Origin of the sequence: Micromonospora sp. NPDC005553 (assembly GCF_042871765.1) — a bacterium.
Lineage (GTDB): Bacteria > Actinomycetota > Actinomycetes > Mycobacteriales > Micromonosporaceae > Micromonospora.
In genome coordinates, this window is record NZ_JBIAJD010000016.1 from 23938 (window position 1) to 43629 (window position 19692).

18 protein-coding genes are annotated in these 19692 nt (G+C 71.3%); 7 read left to right on the forward strand and 11 right to left on the reverse strand.

The window, feature by feature from the left end; all coding sequences use genetic code 11:
- Positions 1–172 precede the first annotated feature (172 nt).
- The 3 genes from ACFYPG_RS32950 (at position 173) to ACFYPG_RS32960 (ending at position 3849) form a co-directional block, all read left to right on the forward strand.
- Entirely contained in the window at positions 173–2323 is a 2151-nt protein-coding gene (locus ACFYPG_RS32950) for a M14 family zinc carboxypeptidase (RefSeq protein WP_387355103.1), read from the forward strand.
- A gap of 144 nt (positions 2324–2467) precedes the next feature.
- Entirely contained in the window at positions 2468–2662 is a 195-nt protein-coding gene (locus ACFYPG_RS32955) for a hypothetical protein (protein WP_355010128.1), read from the forward strand.
- 86 nt (positions 2663–2748) lie between these two features.
- Positions 2749–3849: an aKG-HExxH-type peptide beta-hydroxylase gene (locus ACFYPG_RS32960; RefSeq protein WP_355010129.1), complete on the forward strand. Its 1101-nt coding sequence runs from the start codon at positions 2749–2751 to the stop codon at positions 3847–3849.
- A 25-nt stretch (positions 3850–3874) separates the two neighbouring features.
- Here the strand turns inward: ACFYPG_RS32960 and fxsT are convergent, their stop codons facing one another.
- Genes fxsT through ACFYPG_RS32975 form a run of 3 tightly spaced genes read right to left on the reverse strand, consistent with a single transcriptional unit; the run spans position 3875 to position 8484 of the window.
- Positions 3875–7084: an FxSxx-COOH system tetratricopeptide repeat protein gene (fxsT, locus tag ACFYPG_RS32965; protein ID WP_355010130.1), complete on the reverse strand. Its 3210-nt coding sequence runs from the start codon at positions 7082–7084 to the stop codon at positions 3875–3877.
- Positions 7081–8055, reverse strand: a complete 975-nt coding sequence (locus ACFYPG_RS32970; protein ID WP_387355106.1) for a trypsin-like peptidase domain-containing protein — start codon at positions 8053–8055, stop codon at positions 7081–7083. Before ACFYPG_RS32970 ends, fxsT begins: the two co-directional genes overlap by 4 nt.
- A gap of 57 nt (positions 8056–8112) precedes the next feature.
- Positions 8113–8484, reverse strand: a complete 372-nt coding sequence (locus ACFYPG_RS32975) for a CU044_2847 family protein (protein ID WP_387355108.1) — start codon at positions 8482–8484, stop codon at positions 8113–8115.
- Positions 8485–8614: 130 nt separating this feature from the next.
- Between ACFYPG_RS32975 and ACFYPG_RS32980 the strand changes: the two genes are divergently transcribed.
- On the forward strand, positions 8615–9379 hold the full coding sequence (locus ACFYPG_RS32980) for a class I SAM-dependent methyltransferase (protein WP_387355110.1): 765 nt from the start codon (positions 8615–8617) through the stop codon (positions 9377–9379).
- A 172-nt stretch (positions 9380–9551) separates the two neighbouring features.
- Here ACFYPG_RS32980 and ACFYPG_RS32985 read toward each other — a convergent pair whose 3' ends face one another.
- Positions 9552–10097 carry a hypothetical protein gene (locus ACFYPG_RS32985; RefSeq protein ID WP_387355112.1) on the reverse strand — a complete coding sequence of 182 codons (546 nt, stop codon included), beginning with the start codon at positions 10095–10097 and terminating at the stop codon, positions 9552–9554.
- Between the two features lie 139 nt (positions 10098–10236).
- Between ACFYPG_RS32985 and ACFYPG_RS32990 the strand changes: the two genes are divergently transcribed.
- On the forward strand, positions 10237–10578 hold the full coding sequence (locus ACFYPG_RS32990; protein ID WP_387355114.1) for a hypothetical protein: 342 nt from the start codon (positions 10237–10239) through the stop codon (positions 10576–10578).
- Between the two features lie 11 nt (positions 10579–10589).
- Here the strand turns inward: ACFYPG_RS32990 and ACFYPG_RS32995 are convergent, their stop codons facing one another.
- The 4 genes from ACFYPG_RS32995 to ACFYPG_RS33010 form a co-directional block, all read right to left on the reverse strand.
- Positions 10590–11057 (reverse strand): ribose-5-phosphate isomerase, encoded by a 468-nt coding sequence (locus ACFYPG_RS32995; RefSeq protein ID WP_355010136.1) that lies wholly within the window; start codon positions 11055–11057, stop codon positions 10590–10592.
- Positions 11058–11144: 87 nt separating this feature from the next.
- The gene (locus ACFYPG_RS33000) at positions 11145–12344 is read right to left on the reverse strand and encodes a DUF1015 family protein (protein WP_355010137.1); all 1200 of its coding nucleotides are present in this window, start codon (positions 12342–12344) and stop codon (positions 11145–11147) included.
- Positions 12345–12433: 89 nt separating this feature from the next.
- Positions 12434–12949, reverse strand: coding sequence for a hypothetical protein (locus ACFYPG_RS33005; RefSeq protein ID WP_355010138.1), 516 nt, complete (start codon positions 12947–12949; stop codon positions 12434–12436).
- A 180-nt stretch (positions 12950–13129) separates the two neighbouring features.
- Positions 13130–13756, reverse strand: a complete 627-nt coding sequence (locus ACFYPG_RS33010; protein WP_355010139.1) for a DsbA family protein — start codon at positions 13754–13756, stop codon at positions 13130–13132.
- A 221-nt stretch (positions 13757–13977) separates the two neighbouring features.
- Between ACFYPG_RS33010 and pepN the strand changes: the two genes are divergently transcribed.
- Together pepN and ACFYPG_RS33020 are read left to right on the forward strand one after the other, a co-directional pair.
- A complete protein-coding gene (pepN, locus tag ACFYPG_RS33015) occupies positions 13978–16527 on the forward strand; it encodes an aminopeptidase N (RefSeq protein WP_355010140.1) in 2550 nt (849 codons plus the stop codon).
- Between the two features lie 83 nt (positions 16528–16610).
- Positions 16611–17174 (forward strand): Uma2 family endonuclease, encoded by a 564-nt coding sequence (locus tag ACFYPG_RS33020; protein ID WP_355010141.1) that lies wholly within the window; start codon positions 16611–16613, stop codon positions 17172–17174.
- Positions 17175–17238: 64 nt separating this feature from the next.
- Here ACFYPG_RS33020 and ACFYPG_RS33025 read toward each other — a convergent pair whose 3' ends face one another.
- The 3 genes from ACFYPG_RS33025 to ACFYPG_RS33035 form a co-directional block, all read right to left on the reverse strand.
- A complete protein-coding gene (locus ACFYPG_RS33025) occupies positions 17239–17646 on the reverse strand; it encodes a DUF5130 family protein (protein WP_355010142.1) in 408 nt (135 codons plus the stop codon).
- Entirely contained in the window at positions 17633–17929 is a 297-nt protein-coding gene (locus ACFYPG_RS33030; RefSeq protein ID WP_196930456.1) for a hypothetical protein, read from the reverse strand. The genes ACFYPG_RS33025 and ACFYPG_RS33030 overlap by 14 nt, the downstream gene beginning before the upstream one ends.
- 75 nt (positions 17930–18004) lie before the next feature.
- Complete coding sequence (locus ACFYPG_RS33035; protein ID WP_355010143.1) at positions 18005–19468, reverse strand: amidase; 1464 nt, start codon at positions 19466–19468, stop codon at positions 18005–18007.
- Between the last annotated feature and the right edge of the window lie 224 nt (positions 19469–19692).

The following is a 19692-nucleotide window of genomic DNA, read 5'->3' on the forward strand; positions in this document are numbered from 1 at the left end:
TAAAGAGCGGTCACAACTTGCGAGAACAAGCAGGACATCTGACCTAATTGGCTGACCGCGCTCACGTTCGGTCACTCCCGCCGCAGGGCGAGGCACCACGCCATCTTGACAGGTGTCGATCTGTGCACTGGTGTAAGGACCAGACACATCGACGTCCGTCACAGGAGGGCACATGATCGTCCGACGACGGTGGACAGCTGCCGCCACCACAGTGATCCTGTTCAGCGCAGTGTTGTCCCATCCGGCTTCCGGCGCGGCGGCACCCGCCACCCCGGCCGCCCCGATCTCCCTGAGCGCCACCGAAACCGCGGTGGTCCGAGTTCAGCTCCGCGATCAGGCCCAGCTGGACCGGCTCGTCGCCACCGGCGCGGACCTGGCCAACCGGCCCCGGACGCGGGACGGCCGGATCATCGCCGACCTGGTGCTCAGCGGCACGCAGCTCGGCGAACTGACCGCGCAGGGCGCGACGGCCGTGCAGGTCGTGCAGCGCGCCGGGGACGGCAACCGGCACTACACCGACAGCGTCCGCGCGGCCCAGGCCCGCACCGCCGCCGGGCTGCGCGCTCCGGCTGCGGGTCAGCGGTCCACCGCCAGCGCCACTGCCGTGGACACCCTCCAGGTGCAGCAGGCGTACTGGTGGACCACGACCGGACAGACCTTCCTGCAGGCCCAGGTGGCCACCACCGCCACCGACGACCCGGACGTGGAGATCACCGTCAGTTGGCGTACGGCGGACGGCGCCACCGGCTCGTTCCCGCTGTACCGGTTCGAGGACTCCGGCGAGTACCAGTACCACTACGCGCTTCCCCAGCCGGTGCCGAGCCGGCCGGTTCAGCTGAGCGCCACCTCCAGCCTCGGTGGGGTCAGCAGGGCGATCACCCCGACGCTCTGGCCGAATGCCTCTCCGCCGCCGCTGCCGGCCGGTTACCAGAAGGACTTCATCGACGCGTACCTGACGCCGGTGGACATCCAGGCGCGGATCAAGCGGCTGGCCCGCCAGTACCGGGACCTGGTGGACGTGATCGACCTGCCGAACAAGACCCAGGGATACCGACGCAACGCGGCCGGCTACCTGAGCGACCCGGCGGTGGCCGCCCTGGTCGTCGAGTCGGTCCGCTTCGGCGACCAGAACATGAACGGCGTACAGGTGCGGACTGTCGACCCGGGCCGGGCGAACCGCCCACTGACCGTCGGCTACCGCGACCGCGTCCTCACTGTGTCACTGGCCACCGACACCGCCGGCAGGACGGTGAGCACCACCGACGAGGTCGCGGCGGCGATCAACGCCCGTCAACCGGACCGGTTCCGGGCCACCGTCGAGGACGGCTCGGCGGGGCTGCCGATGCCCGTCGCGGGCCCCACCCGACTCGACGACGGCCTCCAGGGCACCGAGGTGCCGGCACGGCCGTGGACGGTGCAGGCGCTGCGCCTCGGCGTACATCGGGACGGCTCCCGGGTCGGGGTGCTCGCGTACTCCCAGGAACACGCCCGGGAGTGGGCCACCCCGCTGGTGACGCTGGAGTTCGCCGAGCGGATGCTGGCCAACGCCCGGACCGACCCGGCCACCCGTGAGCTGCTGGAGCAGGTCGACATCTTCGTCATCCCGGTGGTCAACCCGGACGGGGCGAACTACTCGTTCAACGACTACAACTTCCAGCGCAAGAACCTGGTCAACCACTGCGAGGGATCGGCACGGGACCCGAAGTACCGCACCTCGTGGGGCGTCGACGTCAACCGCAACTACACCGTCGGGTCGTACTTCGACGGCTACGTGGGGGCCAGCGCGAACTGCCTCTCCGGCAACTACGCCGGCACGTCGGAGCTGTCCGAGGCGGAGAGCGGCAACGTCATCGCGCTCGCCCACGACCACCCGAACATCAAGTTCGCGATGAACGTGCACTCCTACGGCGGGTACTTCATGTGGCCGCCGGGGGCGTACCGGGCCGACGGCAGGGTCACCCTGCCCCGACCGTCGATCGACGAGTCGACGTTGTTCCTCAACAGCGCCCGGCGGATCGTCGGCGCCATTGCCCAGGAGCGCGGCACCGTCACCTGGCCGTCGCAGACCGGACCGGTCGCCGACGTGCTCTACTCCGCCGCCGGCAACTCGGCCGACCAGCTCTACTACGAGCTGGGCATCTTCGCCTGGGACTTCGAGGTCGGCAACGACCTCTGGAACCCGGCGACCAACCAGTGGGAGGGCGTCGGCTTCCAGCCGCCGTTCGACGAGGCGCACGGCGAATCCCAGGAGTACGCCCACGGGCTGGTGGAGATGGTCCGGGTGGCCCGCGACTACGCCGCCGCCGAGGCGGCCGCCGGCTGACCCGCGGGTCCCGTACCGCCGCCGGCAGCAGCCGGCGGCGGTACGGCCCATGACGCGACCCGCGGTGACGGACGGTAAGCCGATGGTGATCACAGACGTTGACGTGTTTTCATGTCAGCACGCCTGCGCCGACCCGGGACATCGATGACTGAGCAACCCGCACCTGATCACCTCGTTGTGGTCGACGTGTTGACGCAGGGTCTGAGCCACCTGCTACGCGACGAGGATCCGGAACTGGCCCGATGGATCGAGGAACTGGTCGCGACACTGAAGAGTCCCCGGCAGGCGACGCTGACCGGCTGGAACAGCTTCCTCGACCCCGGCGCCGACTCCAGCTGACCCGCTCGGAGTTCACCCGCCTGGCCGACGGTGGGGCTGGCCCGGCTGCCGTCCACGCTCTGCGGCGCGCGCAACGCAACCGAACGATGCTCGTTCTCAAGAGCCTCGCCGACACCGACGACGCCTTGGCGGCGTCGGCGCACCTGCTCGGCCACGCCCACCGCCTAGACCCCGCCGCCGCGAACGTGTTGCTCGACCATCCGTGGCTGGCCGTCTGGGCGATCGATCGGGTCCGGCACGGTGCCACCGGCCGACCCGACTACCTTCCGTTCGCGGCGCTCGCGGCGGCCGCCCTCAGCGGACTGTCGGACGCGGCTGTGCAGGTCACGCCGCGTGCGGGCCTGGTGCCGGTGCCGGGCCTCGGGGTGCTGCGTCGACACGGTGGCAGCACGACGGTGACGCCGGCCCACCTGAACGGGCGCCGGTGGACGCCCACCCGCTGGTGGCGCTTCACCGACCATTCGGTCACCCTCGACCTCCGCGTCGACGACCTGGACCCCTACCGCGACTGCTTCGGGCTGCCGGTCGCCGCCCGGCTCTCCGCGGCGCAGGCCGCGGAGCTGGAACGGTCCGTCGGGCACGCCTGGCACCTGCTCGTCGGGTACGCCCCGACGCACGCCGCCGAGGTGGCCGCCGGGATCAGCACCTTCGTACCGTTGGCCGACGGCACCGAGCGTGGGCACAGTGTCACGCACGCCGACGCCTTCGGGGCGTTGGCCGCCGACGCCAACCTCGACCCGGTGGATCTGGCCGTGACGATGGTGCACGAGCTGCAACACAGCAAACTCAACGCTGTCCTCGGTCTGGTCCGGCTGCACGAACCCGCCGACCCGGAGCGGTACTTCGCGCCCTGGCGTCCTGACCCGCGTCCGATCGGCGGGCTGCTGCACGGCACCTACGCGTTCACCGCCGTCGCCGAGGTGTGGGCCGCGCTGCGCGCCCATCCGGAGCTGGCGGCCCAGGCCACCGCGCGGTTCGCTCTGGTACGCGCGCAGTTGGAGCGCGCCCTGGTCGAACTCGCCCGGGCGGGAAGTCTCACCTCGGCCGGGCGGCTCTGGGCAGATCGCCTGGCCGAACGGATCGGCCGGCTGGCCGCCGTGCCGGTCCCGGCGTCCGCGGACGCCGCCGGGCGGCGGGAGGTGGCGCAGGCCGAGCGCGCCCGCCGACCGACGATCCCCACCGGATGAACGGCCGCCACCGGTGGGTGAGGCGTCAGGTCAGCCCAACGGTCTCGATGTCGCACTCGATGCGCCGTTGACCGCGCGCGGCGTCCACCTCCGGGTGGTCGGGCCCGAACAACGCCTCCAGCGCCGCGACAGCCTCGTCGAGCAGCTCGCGGCCCCGAGCCTCCTCGCCCACCTCGATCAGGTCGACCGACGCGTTGACCGCACAGTAGAGCGTGTACGGATGCCCCGGACCACGCAGGCGACGTGAATCCTCGAGGATCGCCTCGGAGAGCACCTGCGCCTGCTCCAGCCGGTGTGACCGGACCAGGTTGATCGCCTGCGCGGAGCGCGCGCTCAGCAGGTACGGATGGGTGGGCGGCAACGATTCGCCCATCGCCTGCAAGGTGGCCGCACCCAACTCCCGCGCCTCCCGGTCGAAGTTGCGAGCCCGCAGGATCACCCCGAGATTGACAGCAGCGCAGAGCGTGACCGGGTGGCGCTCCCCGAAGACGGCTCGGAAGGTGGCGTGCCCCTGGGCGGCCAGGGCGTACGCCTGGGTCGCGTCGCCCGCCGCGCGCATGGCGTTGGCACAGGTCATGCCCGCTTCCGCGGCCAGCACGTGATCGGTCCCGAAGCGGCGGGTCACCAGCCGGTAGTTGGCCGCGCCCTCGGCCACGGCGGCGTCGAGCCGCCCGGTCTTGCGCAGGCAGGCGATGTGGATGCAGGTGGCGCGCAGCACGGTGAGGTGCTCCGCGCCCAGCAGCGATCGTTGCACCGGCAGGGAGGTGTCCAGCAGTGCCAGCGCGTCGGCGTACCGGCCCAGGAGGTATAGGTCGCGCGCCTGAGCCTCCTGCGCCAGCACCAGTGAATAGGTGCCGTCCTCCGCGGCCGCACCGGCGTGCCGCGCCACTTCGAGGTTGAGTTCGTACGCCCCTTCGAAGTCACCGCTCAGGCGAAGGTTGATCGCCATCGAGTTCATCACCCGCAGCGTGCTCGGATGCCCGTCGCCGAGCACCCGGCGGTGCACGTCGAGGTTGCGCCCGTCCAGGTCGGCCGCCGCCGCGAAGTCGCCGAGGCGCCGCAGGTCCGCGCCGACGCTGTTCGCCGCGCCCAGTGTGTACTCGTGTTCCTCACCGAGGCTCGTCCGCATCCGTTCCAGCGCTTCGAGGCCGAACGTGGCCGCGCGCGGGTCGGCGAGCAGCCGCAGGGCGTCCGCGTACCGTCGCATCGCCAGCAGGGTCAGCGGATCGCCGCTGCGCTGGCCGTCCGGACCGGGCTGGTCCCAGGCGGCCAGGATCTCCTCCGCGAAGTCCCGACAGCCTTCGAAGTCACCCAGGTTGTAGATGTAGCGCAGCTGGTCCATCGCCGTCCGGCGGGCGTCGATGTCACCGTGGATCAGACCGGCGACACGGACGTGTGGCGCGATGTCGGCATGGCGGGGCCAGGTGCTCCGGTCGTCGGGGAAGCCCGGGTTGGCGGCGGCGAGCAGCCGGCGGGCGTTCGTCAGCGGGCTGTCGTCGCCCTGCTCGGCGAGCCCCTCCCGGATGACCGCCTGCACCAGTCGGTGCACCTGTACGTGCCGGCTGGCATTGTCCGCCTTGGCGAGCCCGAGCGACGCCAGTTGCCGGATGGCCCGGGCTATGTCGTTGCGTTCCTGGAGGCTCGTGCGCAGCGGTTCGTCCAACCCGGCGCGGCGCCCCTCCCAGAGCAGGCGCATCGGAACCGGGTCGGGGCTGAGGAAGGCGAGCAGCTGGATCAGCTGCGCGGCGGCCGGGTTCTGCTCGCGTACCGCGGCGAGCGCCATCGACACCACGGTCAGCACGGTGCCCCGGTACTGCCGGGGTTGCCCCTCGCCCAGCAGCTCCCGAGCGTGTTCCTTGAGGTCGACGAGGTATTCGTCGACCGACGACAGCATGGTGAGCAGCCAACTGACGGCTTGTTCCAGGGCGAGTGGCAGGTCGCCGAGCTCGGCGGCGAGCCGGCGGGCGTCGTCGGGGCTGGTCGCGGGACGCCGCTTGAGCAGCAGTTCCACGCTCTCGGCTCGGGTGAACACGTCGATGTCCAGGGTCAGGGCGCTCGCCGACCAGGCCATGTTCCGTGACGTGACGAGGACGTGGCCGCGTTCGCCGACGAGGTTCGACGAGGGCATGAGCGGAGCCAGTTCGTGCGGGTCGTCGGCGTTGTCGTAGACCAGCAGCCAACTGAGCGAACTCGTCGACAGCGAGTCGAGGACCGTCCGCACGGTCTGCTCCAGGCTGGCGCTCGCGGCCAGGCCGAGCCGCTCGCCGAGGGCCGCGATCGAGGTACGCAGCGCAGTGAGATCCTCCGCGGCCATCCACCAGATCAGCTGGTAACGGTCCGCGTACCGGTAGGCGAACTCGACAGCCAGCTGGGTCTTGCCGACCCCACCGACACCGCGCAGCGCCGCTTCCGGCAGCACCGAGGCCCGGTGCTGTGACGACAGCAGCTCGTCGAGCGCGACGAGCTGCTTCTCCCGGCCGGTGAAGTACAGGTTGCGCGGTGGGACGCCGCCCCGGATGAGAGTTCGGGATCGCTGGGGCGTCGTCTCCTCGATGATGATCGTCCTGCGCATGTCGGATTCAGGTTCCTCTCCACCGGCCTCGGCCGGTGCCGCCTGGTGCGGGGATCGTAGCGACGTCCAGTGCGTCTTCGCAGCCACGCGCAGATCGTCGAGGTCGGTGGTGCTGAGCCGAAGGACCGCCGCCGCCTCCCGCAACCACTGCTCGAGCGGCTTGCTGTCCGACTCGATGCCGGCGAGGACCAGGCCCGCCAGCGCCACGACGGCCGGGACCTGCCAGTCACCCACCGGTTGCCAGCCGACGGCCTCCACCAGGTCGGGCAGGTCCTCCGCTGACAGCGGATGATCCGCGACTGCCGTGACTGCCGCGACGGCCCCGGTCAGCACCTCGGGCGGGACGTCCGCGAGCAACTGCGCGAGGAGCCAGGAGAGGTAGATCTGCTGGGCGGAGGTGACGGCGCTGGCGCCCGGATGGAAGTTGGCGATGACCTGCAACAGCATCGACACGCCTCGGGGCTCCTGGGCGCAGGCGCGCACGATGCGGTAGACGTCGTACCGGACCTCGGAGTGCCGGGGCACCGACAGTCGCTTGCGCAGCTCCCCCTCGACCTCGTCGAGGTAGAGCGAACGGGTGTTCCCGTCATTGATCGAACTCATCGAGAGCAGTGCGTCGCAGATGGCCTGCACCTGGGCGCTCGGCATCCGGGGCGTCGTCACCGATTGTCCTCCGTACCCGTCAGCAGACCGAGGCTCTCGGCAAGGTCGCGGAAGGCCCGCAGTGGCGTACTCGCCGGCCCTTCCGTCAACAGCAGGACGCGATAGAGAGCCGCGATCCCGTCCTCGTATTCTAAGCCCGTCCGAATCAGGCCGAACATGTCGAGACCCAACGGCCCGAATGGTCTCACCATCCGACCGATGTGCGGCGGCAGCGACTGAATGACCAATTGACGGCTGTCGGGGTGCCGGAGTATTGGGATTTCCTCCAGCAGTCGGGCCAGCGCCATCTTCTGCGCGAATGAGAGCGACGCGGGCGCCGGTCGGGGCGTCGCCCGGGCGACGGCTGCCAGCGGGCCGGGCGGTAACAGGGCAGGCGGCAACAGGCCGGGCGGCAGCAGGGCGCGCCACTGCCCGACAGGCGACATCCAGCCGACCAGCTGCTGGCCGACGCTCGCGCGGGCGAGCACCATGCCCACCACGGCGCCATCCGGCGCGTACACCCCGGAACCGCTGAACCCCCTGTCGATTCCGGCCGTGGCAGGGGAAAGTCGGTCGAGTTGACGCCATCCGGTGCCGACGTCGACCGGACCGACGGCCCGCGCCAGCACCATGACGGACGCCGGGGTGTTGGCCGGAAAGCCCACGATCCGCACGTCGAACTCGTCGTCGCCACGATCGGCCAGGGTGGCGGGGGCGGACGGCAGCGGTGTGGTGCAGCGCAGGACCGCCAGGTCGCCGTCGCCGGCCGGGCCGACGCCCCGGGACCAGGTCACCTCGGCGGCGACCCGGGTGCCGGGGTGGCTCGGTGTGTCGACGAGCACCCCGGGCGGGCCGGTCCCGGTGCCGTCATCGATGACATGCCAGCAGGTGAGCACCAGGTCAGTGGTCAACTGGATGCCCGCGCCGACGACCGACGAGGAGTGGCCACCGAGTATCCGCACCCGGCCGGCGAGCGACCGGGTGCCGGTCATCCGTGCTCCGCCAACCGCTCGGCCGGGGCGGCCGGCGGGCGGAGGCCGACGTTGTGCTCAGTCATGGGCGGCGTTCTCCTGCGCGTCGGCCCCGTCCTCATCCGGCGACGGCAGTGCGGGGACGGGCGAGGTCCAGATCAGCTTGACCTTGAGGTGGCCCTGTGCGCTGGTGCGAGCGACGACGGCACCAGCCTCCGCGGTGAGGGTGACGCCGATCTCGACCTCCACCTGATCGGGGCGCACCGCCACCCCGCGGACCACGCCCAGCGCCGCGTCGAGCGCGGGTTTGATGTGGGCCAGTGCCGTTTCCAGCGTCTCCCGGGCGGGGCGGATCCGGTCGAGCAGACCGACCCGTTCCAGATCGGTGCCAGCGTGTTCCTCGACGAGGAGAACGCCCTGATCAGTTTCGAAACGAAGGAGATCCGCCACGTGACAAATTCTCACCGAAAGATCGTTCGGAATTGGTGTCAGATCACTGACAGGAGTCATTGCATGCACCCTGCGCCGACACGGGACACATCCGCTTGCCATCACCACTGCCGCCTGTCAGCCTGACGCAATGCAGGACACGGCGACCTTCCAGGATCTGCTCCGAGAAGGCGTCGACGCGTCCGTGGACGGTTGGGACTTCTCCTGGTTCGACGGCCGCGCGACAGAACAGCGGCCGTCCTGGGGATATCTGAAACTCATGACAGCCCAGATGAGGGTTGCCCGCGCCGCGCTGGACATCCAGACCGGCGGCGGCGAGGTGCTCTCCGAGGTGCCGGCATTCCCCCCGTTGACAGTGGCCACCGAACACTGGCCGCCCAACCTCCGGCTGGCTCAACGCGCGCTCGAACCGCGCGGCGTACGGGTGGTCGACGTTGCCGAGAATGCTCCGTTCCCGTTTCCCGACGAGACGTTCGACCTGGTGGTGAGCCGGCATCCCAACGTCGTGCTCTGGGACGAGATCGCACGGGTGCTCACCCCCGGCGGGCGGTACCTGGCCCAGCAGATCGGCCCCGGGTCCAACCGGGAACTGGCCCAGTTCCTCACCGGTCCCCGCGAGATCAGTGACGAACGCAGCCCGGCCCGCGCCGCCGCCGACGCGCGAGCCGCCGGCCTGGTCATCGACGAGCTGCGGCACGAGGCGCTGCCGACCACCTTCAACGACGTGGCAGCGGTGGTGCACTTCCTCCGCAAAGTCATCTGGACGGTGCCGGACTTCACCGTGGACCGCTACCGGGCCCGGCTCGCCGATCTGCACGACCACATCCGTCGCCACGGGCCGTTCGTGGCCCACGCCCAGCGCATCCTGGTCCGGGCGCACAAGCCCCAGCGCTGAGACGAACGGCTCCACGACATCGGGATCACGCAAGCCCACGAAGGAGTACCGGTCGGAGCGGCCGGCCACGGATGAACAGCGGCCGGCCGGGTAAGCAGCGACCTTGCCTGGTGGGGAGACGACCGGGTGCACGGGTGGGCGGTCCTGGACCGGCCCGCCCGTGCACACCCGGTCAGTTCGAGGAAATCCAGTTCCAGGCCGAGACGACCCACTCGGTCTGCTGGAGCCACGCCACCCCGAGGCCGACGAGGAACACCGCCGTCGCCAGGTGCGCACCTCTGGCGCTGCGCCGGACCCGGCCCAGCTGCCGCTCCAGCACCACCCGGCCGACCAGCCGGAACAGGGCGAACAGGCCGGCCGCCACCAGCAGGCTGAGCACCAGCACCAACAGCGGGCCGCTCAGGTCACCCTGGCCGGACAGCGCCCAGATCCCCCAACACACGAACGCGAAGAGGCCTGCCGCAGAGCTCCACTCACCGCCGCGCCGCAGCTGCGCCATCCGCGAGCTGAGCGAGCGGCGGGGCACCGGTCCACCGGGCCAACCGGTGCCGGTCGGCTCCTGCTCGACCACCGGGAACGGCTCCGTACGCGGGGTGCGTCGCTCGCCCACCGGAGCGACACCCCGGCGGAACCCGTCACGCTGCGGCGGCACCCCGACGCCGGCCTGCGGTGGCACCTCCACGGTCCGCTCCGCCCACGGCTGCGTCTGGTCTGCCATCTCGTCCTCCCCCTGACCGACGGCAACAGCACCGCCTTGATTCGAGGGTAGCCAGCCGGCAAATCGGTCGCCGACCCCGGCCGGGGCGCACGGCCCCACGACAGTGCCGGATCCAACCGGGCCAGGGTACGGTCGGCTGATGGGTGACCCCGACCGACGACGGCGACGGCTGCGCCACCCCGCCGACACCGAAACGGCCAGACCGGGTGCGGACGGCCCGACGGTCAGCACGCCGGGCGTGCACGACGGTGACGAGCCGCCGCCGCGACGCAGGAGCACGGGCGGCGACGAGCGCGACGGCGAGCGAGGGCTGCGCGGGTTGGTCGGTTCCGGCTCGTCCCAGGTGGGACTCAGCGCCGCGCTACGGGCCCGGGACGCGGCCCGCCCCACCGACGACGACCTGGCCGAGGCGGAAGCCCGGGTGGTGGTCGTCCGGCGAAACTGGGTGCCCCGCGAGGAGCTGCCCCGCTCGCCGCGCTGAGCGCCGCACGGTCAGGGCAGGTCGGGCAGCTTCCGGGTCCGCTCGTACTCGGCCACCTGGGTGATCCGACGAGCGTGCCGCTCGTTGCCGGAGAACGGCGTGTTCAGGAACGCCTCGACGATGGCGGTCGCCTCGTCCAGCGTGTGCTGGCGGGCACCGATGGCGACCACGTTGGCGTCGTTGTGCTGGCGGGCCAGCTGAGCCGTCTCGACGCTCCAGGCCAGCGCGGCGCGGACGCCGGCGACCTTGTTCGCGGCGATCTGCTCACCGTTGCCGGAGCCACCGATGACCACTCCGAGGCCCGTCTCGTCGGCCACCACCTGGTCGCCCGTGTGCAGGCAGAACGTGGGGTAGTCGTCGTCCGGGTCGTAGCTGTGCGGACCGACGTCGATCACGTCGTAGCCCTGCATGGCCAGGTGGCTGGCCAGGTGCACCTTCAACTCGAAACCGGCGTGATCGGATCCCAGGTAGACGCGCATACCGGGCAGTCTGTCAGGCCGCGCTCGGGGACGTCACACGGGCGGCGTCCCCGAGCCGGGTTCGTCACACGGTCGTGGGGATGACGCTCAACGCGGCAGCTCGGCGACGACCAGGCCGCCGCGCGCCTTCGGGGTGAACCAGGTGCTCTTGCGGGGCATCTTCTCCCTGGCCAGGTTGACAGCGACGAAATCCGCAACTGTCACCGGCGCGATCAGGATGGCCAACTCGGCCCGGCCGGCGTCGACCTCACCGGTGAGCCAGCTCGCCGGGTAGTCGCCCCCGACGTAGGTGATTCGCTTGTCGCCCGGGTCCAGACCGAGCGCGTCGCGCAGCACCAGCCGCTCGACCAGAGCGTGGTCCAGGTTTTCCAGGCTCGCGGAGGCGGTGGCGGGCAGGCGTACCGCGTACCCCTGGCCGTCGAGGCGGAGGTGCACGGTGCCGCCGGCCGCCGGGACCTCGACCGGGCCGTCGATCGGCTCGACAGCGGCGCCCGCGGCCCGCAGCCGGTCGAGCAGCTCGGCCGGGGTGGTGGTCAGCTCGCTGACCAGCCGGTTGTACGGCTGGATGGCCACCGACGCGGGGGTGGTGACCACGGCCAGGAAGCGCGGCAGCCCACCGGTCTGGGCGGCCAGGCTGCGGTGGTTGCCGTCCGCGACGACCAGGTCCCCGCCACCGGCGAGAGCCGTGAGCGTGGCCTGCTCCGGGCCGGGGCCGAGCAGCCAGATGGCGTGCGTGCGCCCCGCCTGGTCGGTGTCCGTCGCGGCGGGCGCGCCGGCCGCGTCGGTCGCCGCCGCGAGCGCGGCGTGCAGTTCGTCGCCACGACCGGTCTGGAGCAGGAGTACGGGTGAGAGCAAATGCCCCAGCGCGTCGGCCAGCGCCACCCGCTCGCGCACCTTGGCGATGAAGACGTCCTCGTTGCGGATGACCAGGCCCGGCTCGTCTGCCCGGGTGGAGATCTGGTCGGTGTCCACCATCGCGAACAGCCCGTACGCCGGCTCCTCGCCGGGCGCGCTGATCCGGTAGAGCACCACCACCTGCTCGGCTGGGGTGTAACTGCCGTCGGCCTTGGCCTCGGCGAGGCGGGCCACCGCGTCCGGCAGCGCGTCGAGGAACGACTTGCCCAGGCTCTGCGGGGCGCGATGCGGCATTTCGATGCCGAGAGCGCTGTGCGGGTTCGACCCGATGATCGCGGTGATCTCCGCGTCGTCGGCGAACTCGTCGTAGTTTTGCGCGCCGGTGCCGCCAGTGGTGACCCAGGCCCGGGTGATCGGATGCACGACCGTCATGCCCACTGACGCTACCGGCGACGGTGTCGCCGCCGACGGGGACCCGCGGAGCGTCCACCAGATGAAAGCGCCCGGACGGGCCCGGCTGGTCAGCCGGCGCGGTCGGAGGTGCCCCGGCGGTGCCTACCCGCGCTCACCGGCCCGCCGTTGCCACGCCGACCCGTCCCGATCGGCCCGCTGTTCAGGGCGCGGCGGGGCGACGCGGGCGGCCCCGGCACGGGACGGTCGGGAGGAGGCGTGGGAACGGGCCGAGGGTTCAGCGGCGGCGTCGGCACCGGGCGCGGAGGAGCCGGTGCCGGCGGCGGAGGAGCCGGTTCGGCCGGTGCCGCCCCCGACGGCACCAGCGCCGGCGCACTGGTCGGCACCGCGTCGACGGACGACGGCAGTGGGTCTACCGCCCTGGGCGGGGTGAGCCGGGAGGTCACCGGGACCCGCGCCACGCCCACCACGATGGGCGGCGCGAGGAGATCCACCAGGTGGGCGGGCAGGTCCGGGCGGACCGCCGGCCAGCGGGAGTCGTCAACGGACCAGTAATCCGCGCCGGGAGTCTCGATCACCCCCTGCCGGGTCAGCTGATCGTCACCGGACGCACGGTGCTTGGCCATCGGGATTTGCCTCCACGAGCTGCGGCGTGCGGCCCTTCGGGTCGCTGCGGCGGACACCGAGGGAAACGACGCCCCCCGCCTCCCGGTGACGCCACGACCCACCGCCGACCTCGGCGGCGGACGAGAAAGCCCCCGTCCGCGCGACTGACGAAGCACGGACGGGGGCGCGGTGGTCGTCGCTCAGTCGAAGATCGGGCTCTGCTCGCGGGTGCGCTTGAGCTCGTAGAAGCCCGGGGTGCCGGCGACCAGCAGCACGCCGTCCCACAGCCGGCCGGCGGCCTCCCCCTTCGGAGCCGGGGTGATCACCGGGCCGAAGAACGCGACCGGGGAGCCGTCCGGGCCGGGCGCGTGCACGACCGGAGTGCCCACGTCCTGCCCGACCGGGCGCATGCCCGCCTCGTGGCTGGCCCGCAGCGCCTCGTCGTAGTCGGTGCTGTCGGCGGCCGCGGCCAGCGCCGGGTCGAGGCCGGCCTCGGTGAGCGCGGCCACGTACAGCTCCGGACCCCGCTCCTGCTTCTGCAGGTGGATCCGGGTGCCGAGCGCGGTGTAGAGCGGGCGCAGCACGTCGTTGCCGTGCAGCTGCTCGGCGGCGATGCAGACCCGCACCGGGCCCCACGCGGTCTTCAGGAACTCCTTGTACTCCTCGGGCAGCTCGTCCCGGCCGTCGTTGAGCACGGCCAGACTCATCACGTGGAAGCGGATGTCCACATCCCGGATCTGCTCGACCTCGAGCAGCCAGCGAGAGGTGATCCAGGCCCACGGGCAGGCCGGGTCGAACCACATGTCGGCGGTGACACGTTCGGTCACTGTGAGATCCCTTCGCGACGGGTGGCGCCGACAGGTCGGCGTCTCAGGAGAATCTTCACCCCGCAGCGCATCGACCGGCACCCGAATGAGAGCGTGACCTCGGCCACCGCGGGCTGCCCGTACATGGAAGACTCGAATCGGGCCAGCCGTCACGAGCGGTAGGCGAACGGGCGCCGCCGGGCGTACGGCGACATGTGGGATGGAGACGAACAGTGCCGGGAGTGCGCAACCTGACGCAGGTCGAGGCGACCGAGCGGGCACGCCTGCTCAACGTGACGGGGTATGACATCAGTCTGGACCTGTCCAGCGCCGTGCTGGCGGCCGACGGCCGCACGTTCTCCTCGACGACCGAGGTCCGGTTCCGCTGCTCCGAACCGGGCGCGAGCACCTTCATCGAGCTGGCCGCCGAGTCGGTGCGGTCCGCGACGCTGAACGGCACGCCCGTCGACCTCTCCGACTGGTCCGCCGAGAAGGGCCTGACCCTGTCCGGGTTGGACAGCGACAACGTCCTGGTGGTCGACGCCGACTTCGGTTACTCGAACAGCGGTCAGGGTCTGCACCGGACTGTCGACCCGGTGGACGGCGAGACGTACCTCTACAGCCAGTTCGAGACGGCCGACGCGCAGCGGGTGTACGCCTGCTTCGACCAGCCCGACCTGAAGAGCGTCTACACCTGGCACGTCACAGTGCCGGCGCACTGGCGGGCGGTCTCCAACATGCCGGTGCAGCGGGAGGAGCCGGCGGGTGAGGCGCTCAAGACGCTGCACTTCACCGAGTCGCCCCGGATGAGCACCTACATCACCGCGATGTGCGCCGGGCCGTACCACGAGGTGCGCGACACGCACGACGGCATCGACCTGGGGGTTTTCTGCCGGGCGTCGATGGCCCAGTACCTGGACTCCGACGACCTGTTCCTGATCACCAAGCAGGGCTTCGACTTCTTCCACGAGAAGTTCGACGTGCGCTACCCGCTGCCGAAGTACGACCAGCTCTGGGTGCCCGACTTCAACGCCGGCGCGATGGAGAATTTCGGCTGCGTGACGCACGCCGAGTCGCACTACCTGTTCCGCTCGCAGGTCACCGACTTCGAGTACGAGCAGCGGGCCAACACGATCCTGCACGAACTGGCCCACATGTGGTTCGGTGACCTGGTCACCATGCGCTGGTGGAACGACCTGTGGCTGAACGAGTCGTTCGCCGAGTGGGCCAGCCACTGGTGCAACACGAACGCGACCCGGTTCAGCGAGGCGTGGACGACCTTCCTGTCCATCCGGAAGAACTGGGGCTACCGGCAGGACCAGCTCTCCTCCACCCACCCGGTCTACACCGAGATGCCGGACATGGAGGCCGTCGAGGTCAACTTCGACGGCATCACCTACGCCAAGGGCGCGAGCGTGCTCAAGCAGCTCGTCGCGTACGTGGGTGAGGAGCCGTTCGTGGCCGGGCTGCGGGCCTACTTCGGCAAGCACGCCTGGGGCAACGCCACCTTCGACGACCTGCTCACCGAGCTGGAGACCGCATCCGGGCGGGAGCTGCGCAAGTTCGCCGCGCAGTGGTTGGAGACCGCGCAGGTCAACACGCTGCGTCCGGAGGTGACCATCGGGGCCGACGGCACATACGAGCAGGTGCTGGTGCGGCAGGAGGCCCCGGCGGCGTACCCGACGCTGCGGACCCACCGGATCGGTGTGGGCCTGTACGACCTGGCCGACGGGCGGTTGGTCCGTCGAGAGCGGTACGAGGTGGACGTGAGCGGCGAGCACACGGATCTCGCCGCGCTGCGTGGCGTCCGGGCCGCCGACGTGTTGCTGCTCAACGACGACGACCTCAGCTACACCAAGCTGCGCCTCGACGAGCGCTCGATGGCGACAGTGGTGCAGCACATCGGTGGCTTCGACTCGTCGCTGGCCCGCGCGCTCTGCTGGACCGCCGCGTGGGACATGATCCGCGACGCCGAGCTGTCCGCCCGCGACTACGTGGCGCTGACGCTGAGCGGGCTGCCCGCGGAGACCGACATCAACCTGGTCACCGCCACCCTGCGGCAGGCGACCACCGCGCTCACCCTGTACGCCGACCCGGCCTGGGCGCCGACCGGCTGGGCCGACCTGGCCCGTACCGCCCGCGACGCACTCGCTGCCGCCGAGCCCGGCAGCGGGTTCCAGTTGGCCTGGGCCCGTGCGTTCACCTCGGCGGTCCGCTCCGAGGAAGACCTGGCCACCCTGCGCGGTTGGCTGGACGGCACCGGCATGCCGGCCGGGCTGACCGTCGACACCGAGCTGCGCTGGTCGGTCCTCGCCGCGCTGGTGGCCAACGGTGCCGCCGGCACCGCCGAGATCGAGGCGGAGCTGAGCAGCGACCGCACGGCCAGCGGCGAGCGGGAAGCCGCGTACGCGCACGCGTTGATGCCGACGGCCGAGAACAAGGCCGCCGTGTGGGCCCTGCTCACCGGCCCGGACGCGCTGCCCAACTGGCGGCACCGGGCGCTGTTGCAGGGGTTCGCTCACCCGGCACAGGTGGAGCTGGTTGCCCCGTACCGGGAGCGGTACTTCGCGGCGGTCGGGCAGGTGTGGGCCACCCGGGACAGCGAGCCGGCGCAGGAGTTCGCCCAGCTGGCGTACCCGACCTATCTGGTGGAGGACGACACGGTCGCGGCCACCGACGCGTGGCTGGCCGGTGACGGGCACCCCTCCCCGCTGCGTCGGCTGGTGGCCGAGGGCCGCGACGGTGTGGTGCGGGCGCTGAAGGCCCGCGCGAAGGACGCCGCGCAGAGCTGATCAGGGAGTACGCGGCCCGTGCCGGCGTGGACGTCAGTCCTCGCCGGCACGGGCCGTTATGGTTGCGAGAGGAGGTGAACGTGATGGCGCAGCCGACCTACCAATGGCAGCCCCCGGAGCGGGGCTGGCGCGAGCAGGACCTGTCCGACCTGCCTGAGGACGGGAACCGCTACGAGATCATCGACGGGAGCCTGCACGCGACGCCACCCCCGGGTTATGGGCATCAGGAGCTGGCCGACGAGCTACGGGCGGCCCTTCGATCGACGGCGCCGGCGGGATGGCGGGTTATCCGGGAAGCGGGGCTCCGGGCGGTCGAAGGCAATCTGATCCCTGATGTCACGGTGCTGAAACCGACAGCCCCACGAGACGGCACCTGGATCGAAGCCGCGGACGTGGCACTCGTTGTCGAGGTGGAGTCACCGGGCAGCCGTCGGCATGACCGGTTCACCAAACCGTCGCTCTACGCGGAGGCCGGCATCCCTGCCTACTGGCGGGTCGAGCGTGGCGACTTCGGCCCCGTCGTGTACCGCTACGAGCTGGTGAAGGGCGTTCACTACAACCTGCTCGGTACGGTCGGTCCGGACGATCCGGTGCAGGTCGACGAGCCGTGGCCGATGCGCCTCGATCCCTCGGCCTGGCCCCGCTGAGACAACCCGGACACACCGAAGCCCGGCCCGCGTTCAGCGGGCCGGGCTTTGTCGTGGGTGTGGGTCAGCCCTTGCCGGCGTGGCTGGCGAGCTGGTCGAGGCCGTTGATGATGCCCCCGGCCAGGTCACCCCCGCTGAACGCGCCGACCATGGAGAGCGCGGCCAGCTTGGCGTACGTGTCGGGGATGCGCTTGCGGGCGTACCGCCCGGTGATGATCTCCAGCTGGCGCTGGTTGGGCGACACGGCGATCAGCACCGACTTGTCGGGCTCGGCGAGCTGACGGTGCAGCCGCTGGGCGTGCTCACGGATCGGCTCGTCGAGACCACCGACGAAGACCGAGAAGACCAGACCGGTGCCCCTGTCGGCCAGGCGCAACGCCTCGTCGATGCGCAGCAGCTGGCGGGTCGAAAACGGCCCGTCGAGCACCTCGGGCGGATTTTCCGACCCGGCCTGCTTTTCACCAACGGTCACTTGCGCCTCCGGTTCCACCGGCCGGCGCCTCGACGCTGGCCTGCTCAAGCTTGTGGCTGGTCAGCGCGGGCGCCTGCGCCCCCGCCGTCAGCGCGGTGCCGGCCGAATCGGCCAGCTGCTCCGGACGGCCCAGGAACCAGACCGGAGTGAAGTCGAAGGGCCGGCCCGGGCGGTAGCGCTTGGCACCACCGCCACCGCCGGTGGCACCACCGTGGCTACCGGCGTACGACAGGCCGGCGATGACCAGCACCGCGGCCAACGGGATGCCGACGAAGACCAGCAACGTCTCGGTAACAGACAATCCCAACGCCCCCAGGCGGAAGAAGGACGACAGTGAAAAACCGGGTCGGATGGACGATCACTCTGCCGACCGCCCGACTCCGTCACCATTCACGTTAGCGGAGTCGACGGCCCGCCAGATTGCGGGGTGCCGATCCCATCCGTCACTGCAGTTCTCCAGTTGCGCAGCGGTAGCAATGAGCCGCGCGTCGTCGCCGTACCGGCCGGTGAGCAGCACCCCGACGGGCAGTCCGTCGGTCGTGGTACCCAGTGGCAGGGAGACGGAGGGATCGCCGGTGACGTTGAAGATGGCGCAGTAGGGCGAGAACCGGCGTTGCCGGTCGAAGTCGGCGGCCGGGTCAGCGTCGGCGGTGAACCAGCCGACGGGTGCCTGCGGGGTGGCCAGGGTGGGACACAGGAGCAGGTCACAACCGGCGGTGCGGCGGGCACCGAGGCGCACCTGCGCCTGCAACTCGCCGAGGGTGGCGGTCAGGGTGCCGGCGGAGAGTTCAGCGCCCCGGGCCCGGAGCAGCCGGGTCAACGGCAGCAGCTCCGCCTCCCGCTGCGGTGGCACCGGGGCGAGCGCCAGCACGTACCAGAGAGTCTCGAACAGCGGCCACACCGCCGGCCCGAGCGGCGGCGGCACCTCGACCACCTCGTGGCCGGCCGCCGTGAGCAGCGCGGCGGCCCGGTCCACGGCGGCCACGCAGTCGGGATGCACAGGTTCTTCGGCGAGCATCGGCGTGGTGAACCGGCCGATCCGCAGCGGGCCGGGCTCGGCCCGGCGCGCGACGGCCAGGTAGCCGCCGGGCGGCGCGGGCGGCGGCAGGTAGGGCTCGCCGGGGACGGGAACGGCCATGACGTCGAGCAGTGCGGCGACGTCGGTGACCGTCCGCCCGAGCGGGCCGGCGATGGGCAGGCCGAACGCGCCGGAGCCGATCGGCCCGCCGGAGACGAGGCCCCGACTGGGCTTGTAGCCGACCAGGCCGCAGAGCGACGCCGGGATGCGCAGCGACCCACCGCCGTCGGATCCCTGTGCGACCGGGACCAGCCCGGCCGCGACCGCCGCCGCCGAGCCGCCGCTGGAACCGCCCGCCGTGTACGCCAGCTGCCACGGGTTGCGGGCCGGCGGCGCGACCCGGCCCTCGGAGTAGAGCGAACAGCCCAGCTCGGAGGTGGTCGTCTTGCCCAGGCTGACCAGACCGGCGGCCTTGATGAAGCGGACCACGTCGGCGTCGACAGGCGGGACGAAGTCGACGAAGGCGGCCGAACCGAAGGTGGTGCGGACCCCGGCGGTGAGCGTCAGGTCCTTGATCGCGGTCGGCACGCCGTGCAGTGGGCCGCGCTCCTCGTGAGGCGCCGCGTCGGCGGCGCGCGCGGCCTGCCGGGCGAGGTCCGGTGTGACGGTGACGAACGCGCCCACGGTGTCGCCGAGCGCCGCGACCCGGCGCAGGGAATGCTCGACCAGGTCGACGCTGGACAGCTCGCCGCGGGTGATCGCGGCGGCCTGTTCCAAGGCGGTCAGGTCGTGCGGCTCGGCCATTACGCCATCCTGCCGGCAGTCGGCCCTTCGCGCAGCCGACACGCGCCGGAGACCGGAAACGGACCAACCGGATGCCCACCGCACGCTTGACGTGTCGAGCCGCAGATCTTGGACAGTTTCCGTCACGCTCGAACTGTCGTGTCCCGAGACATGTGTCAAGGGGAAGTCCCGATAGATGTGTCAGGTGTTGTTGATCAGGCTGCTCGGGTGAGGGTGGTGTAGGT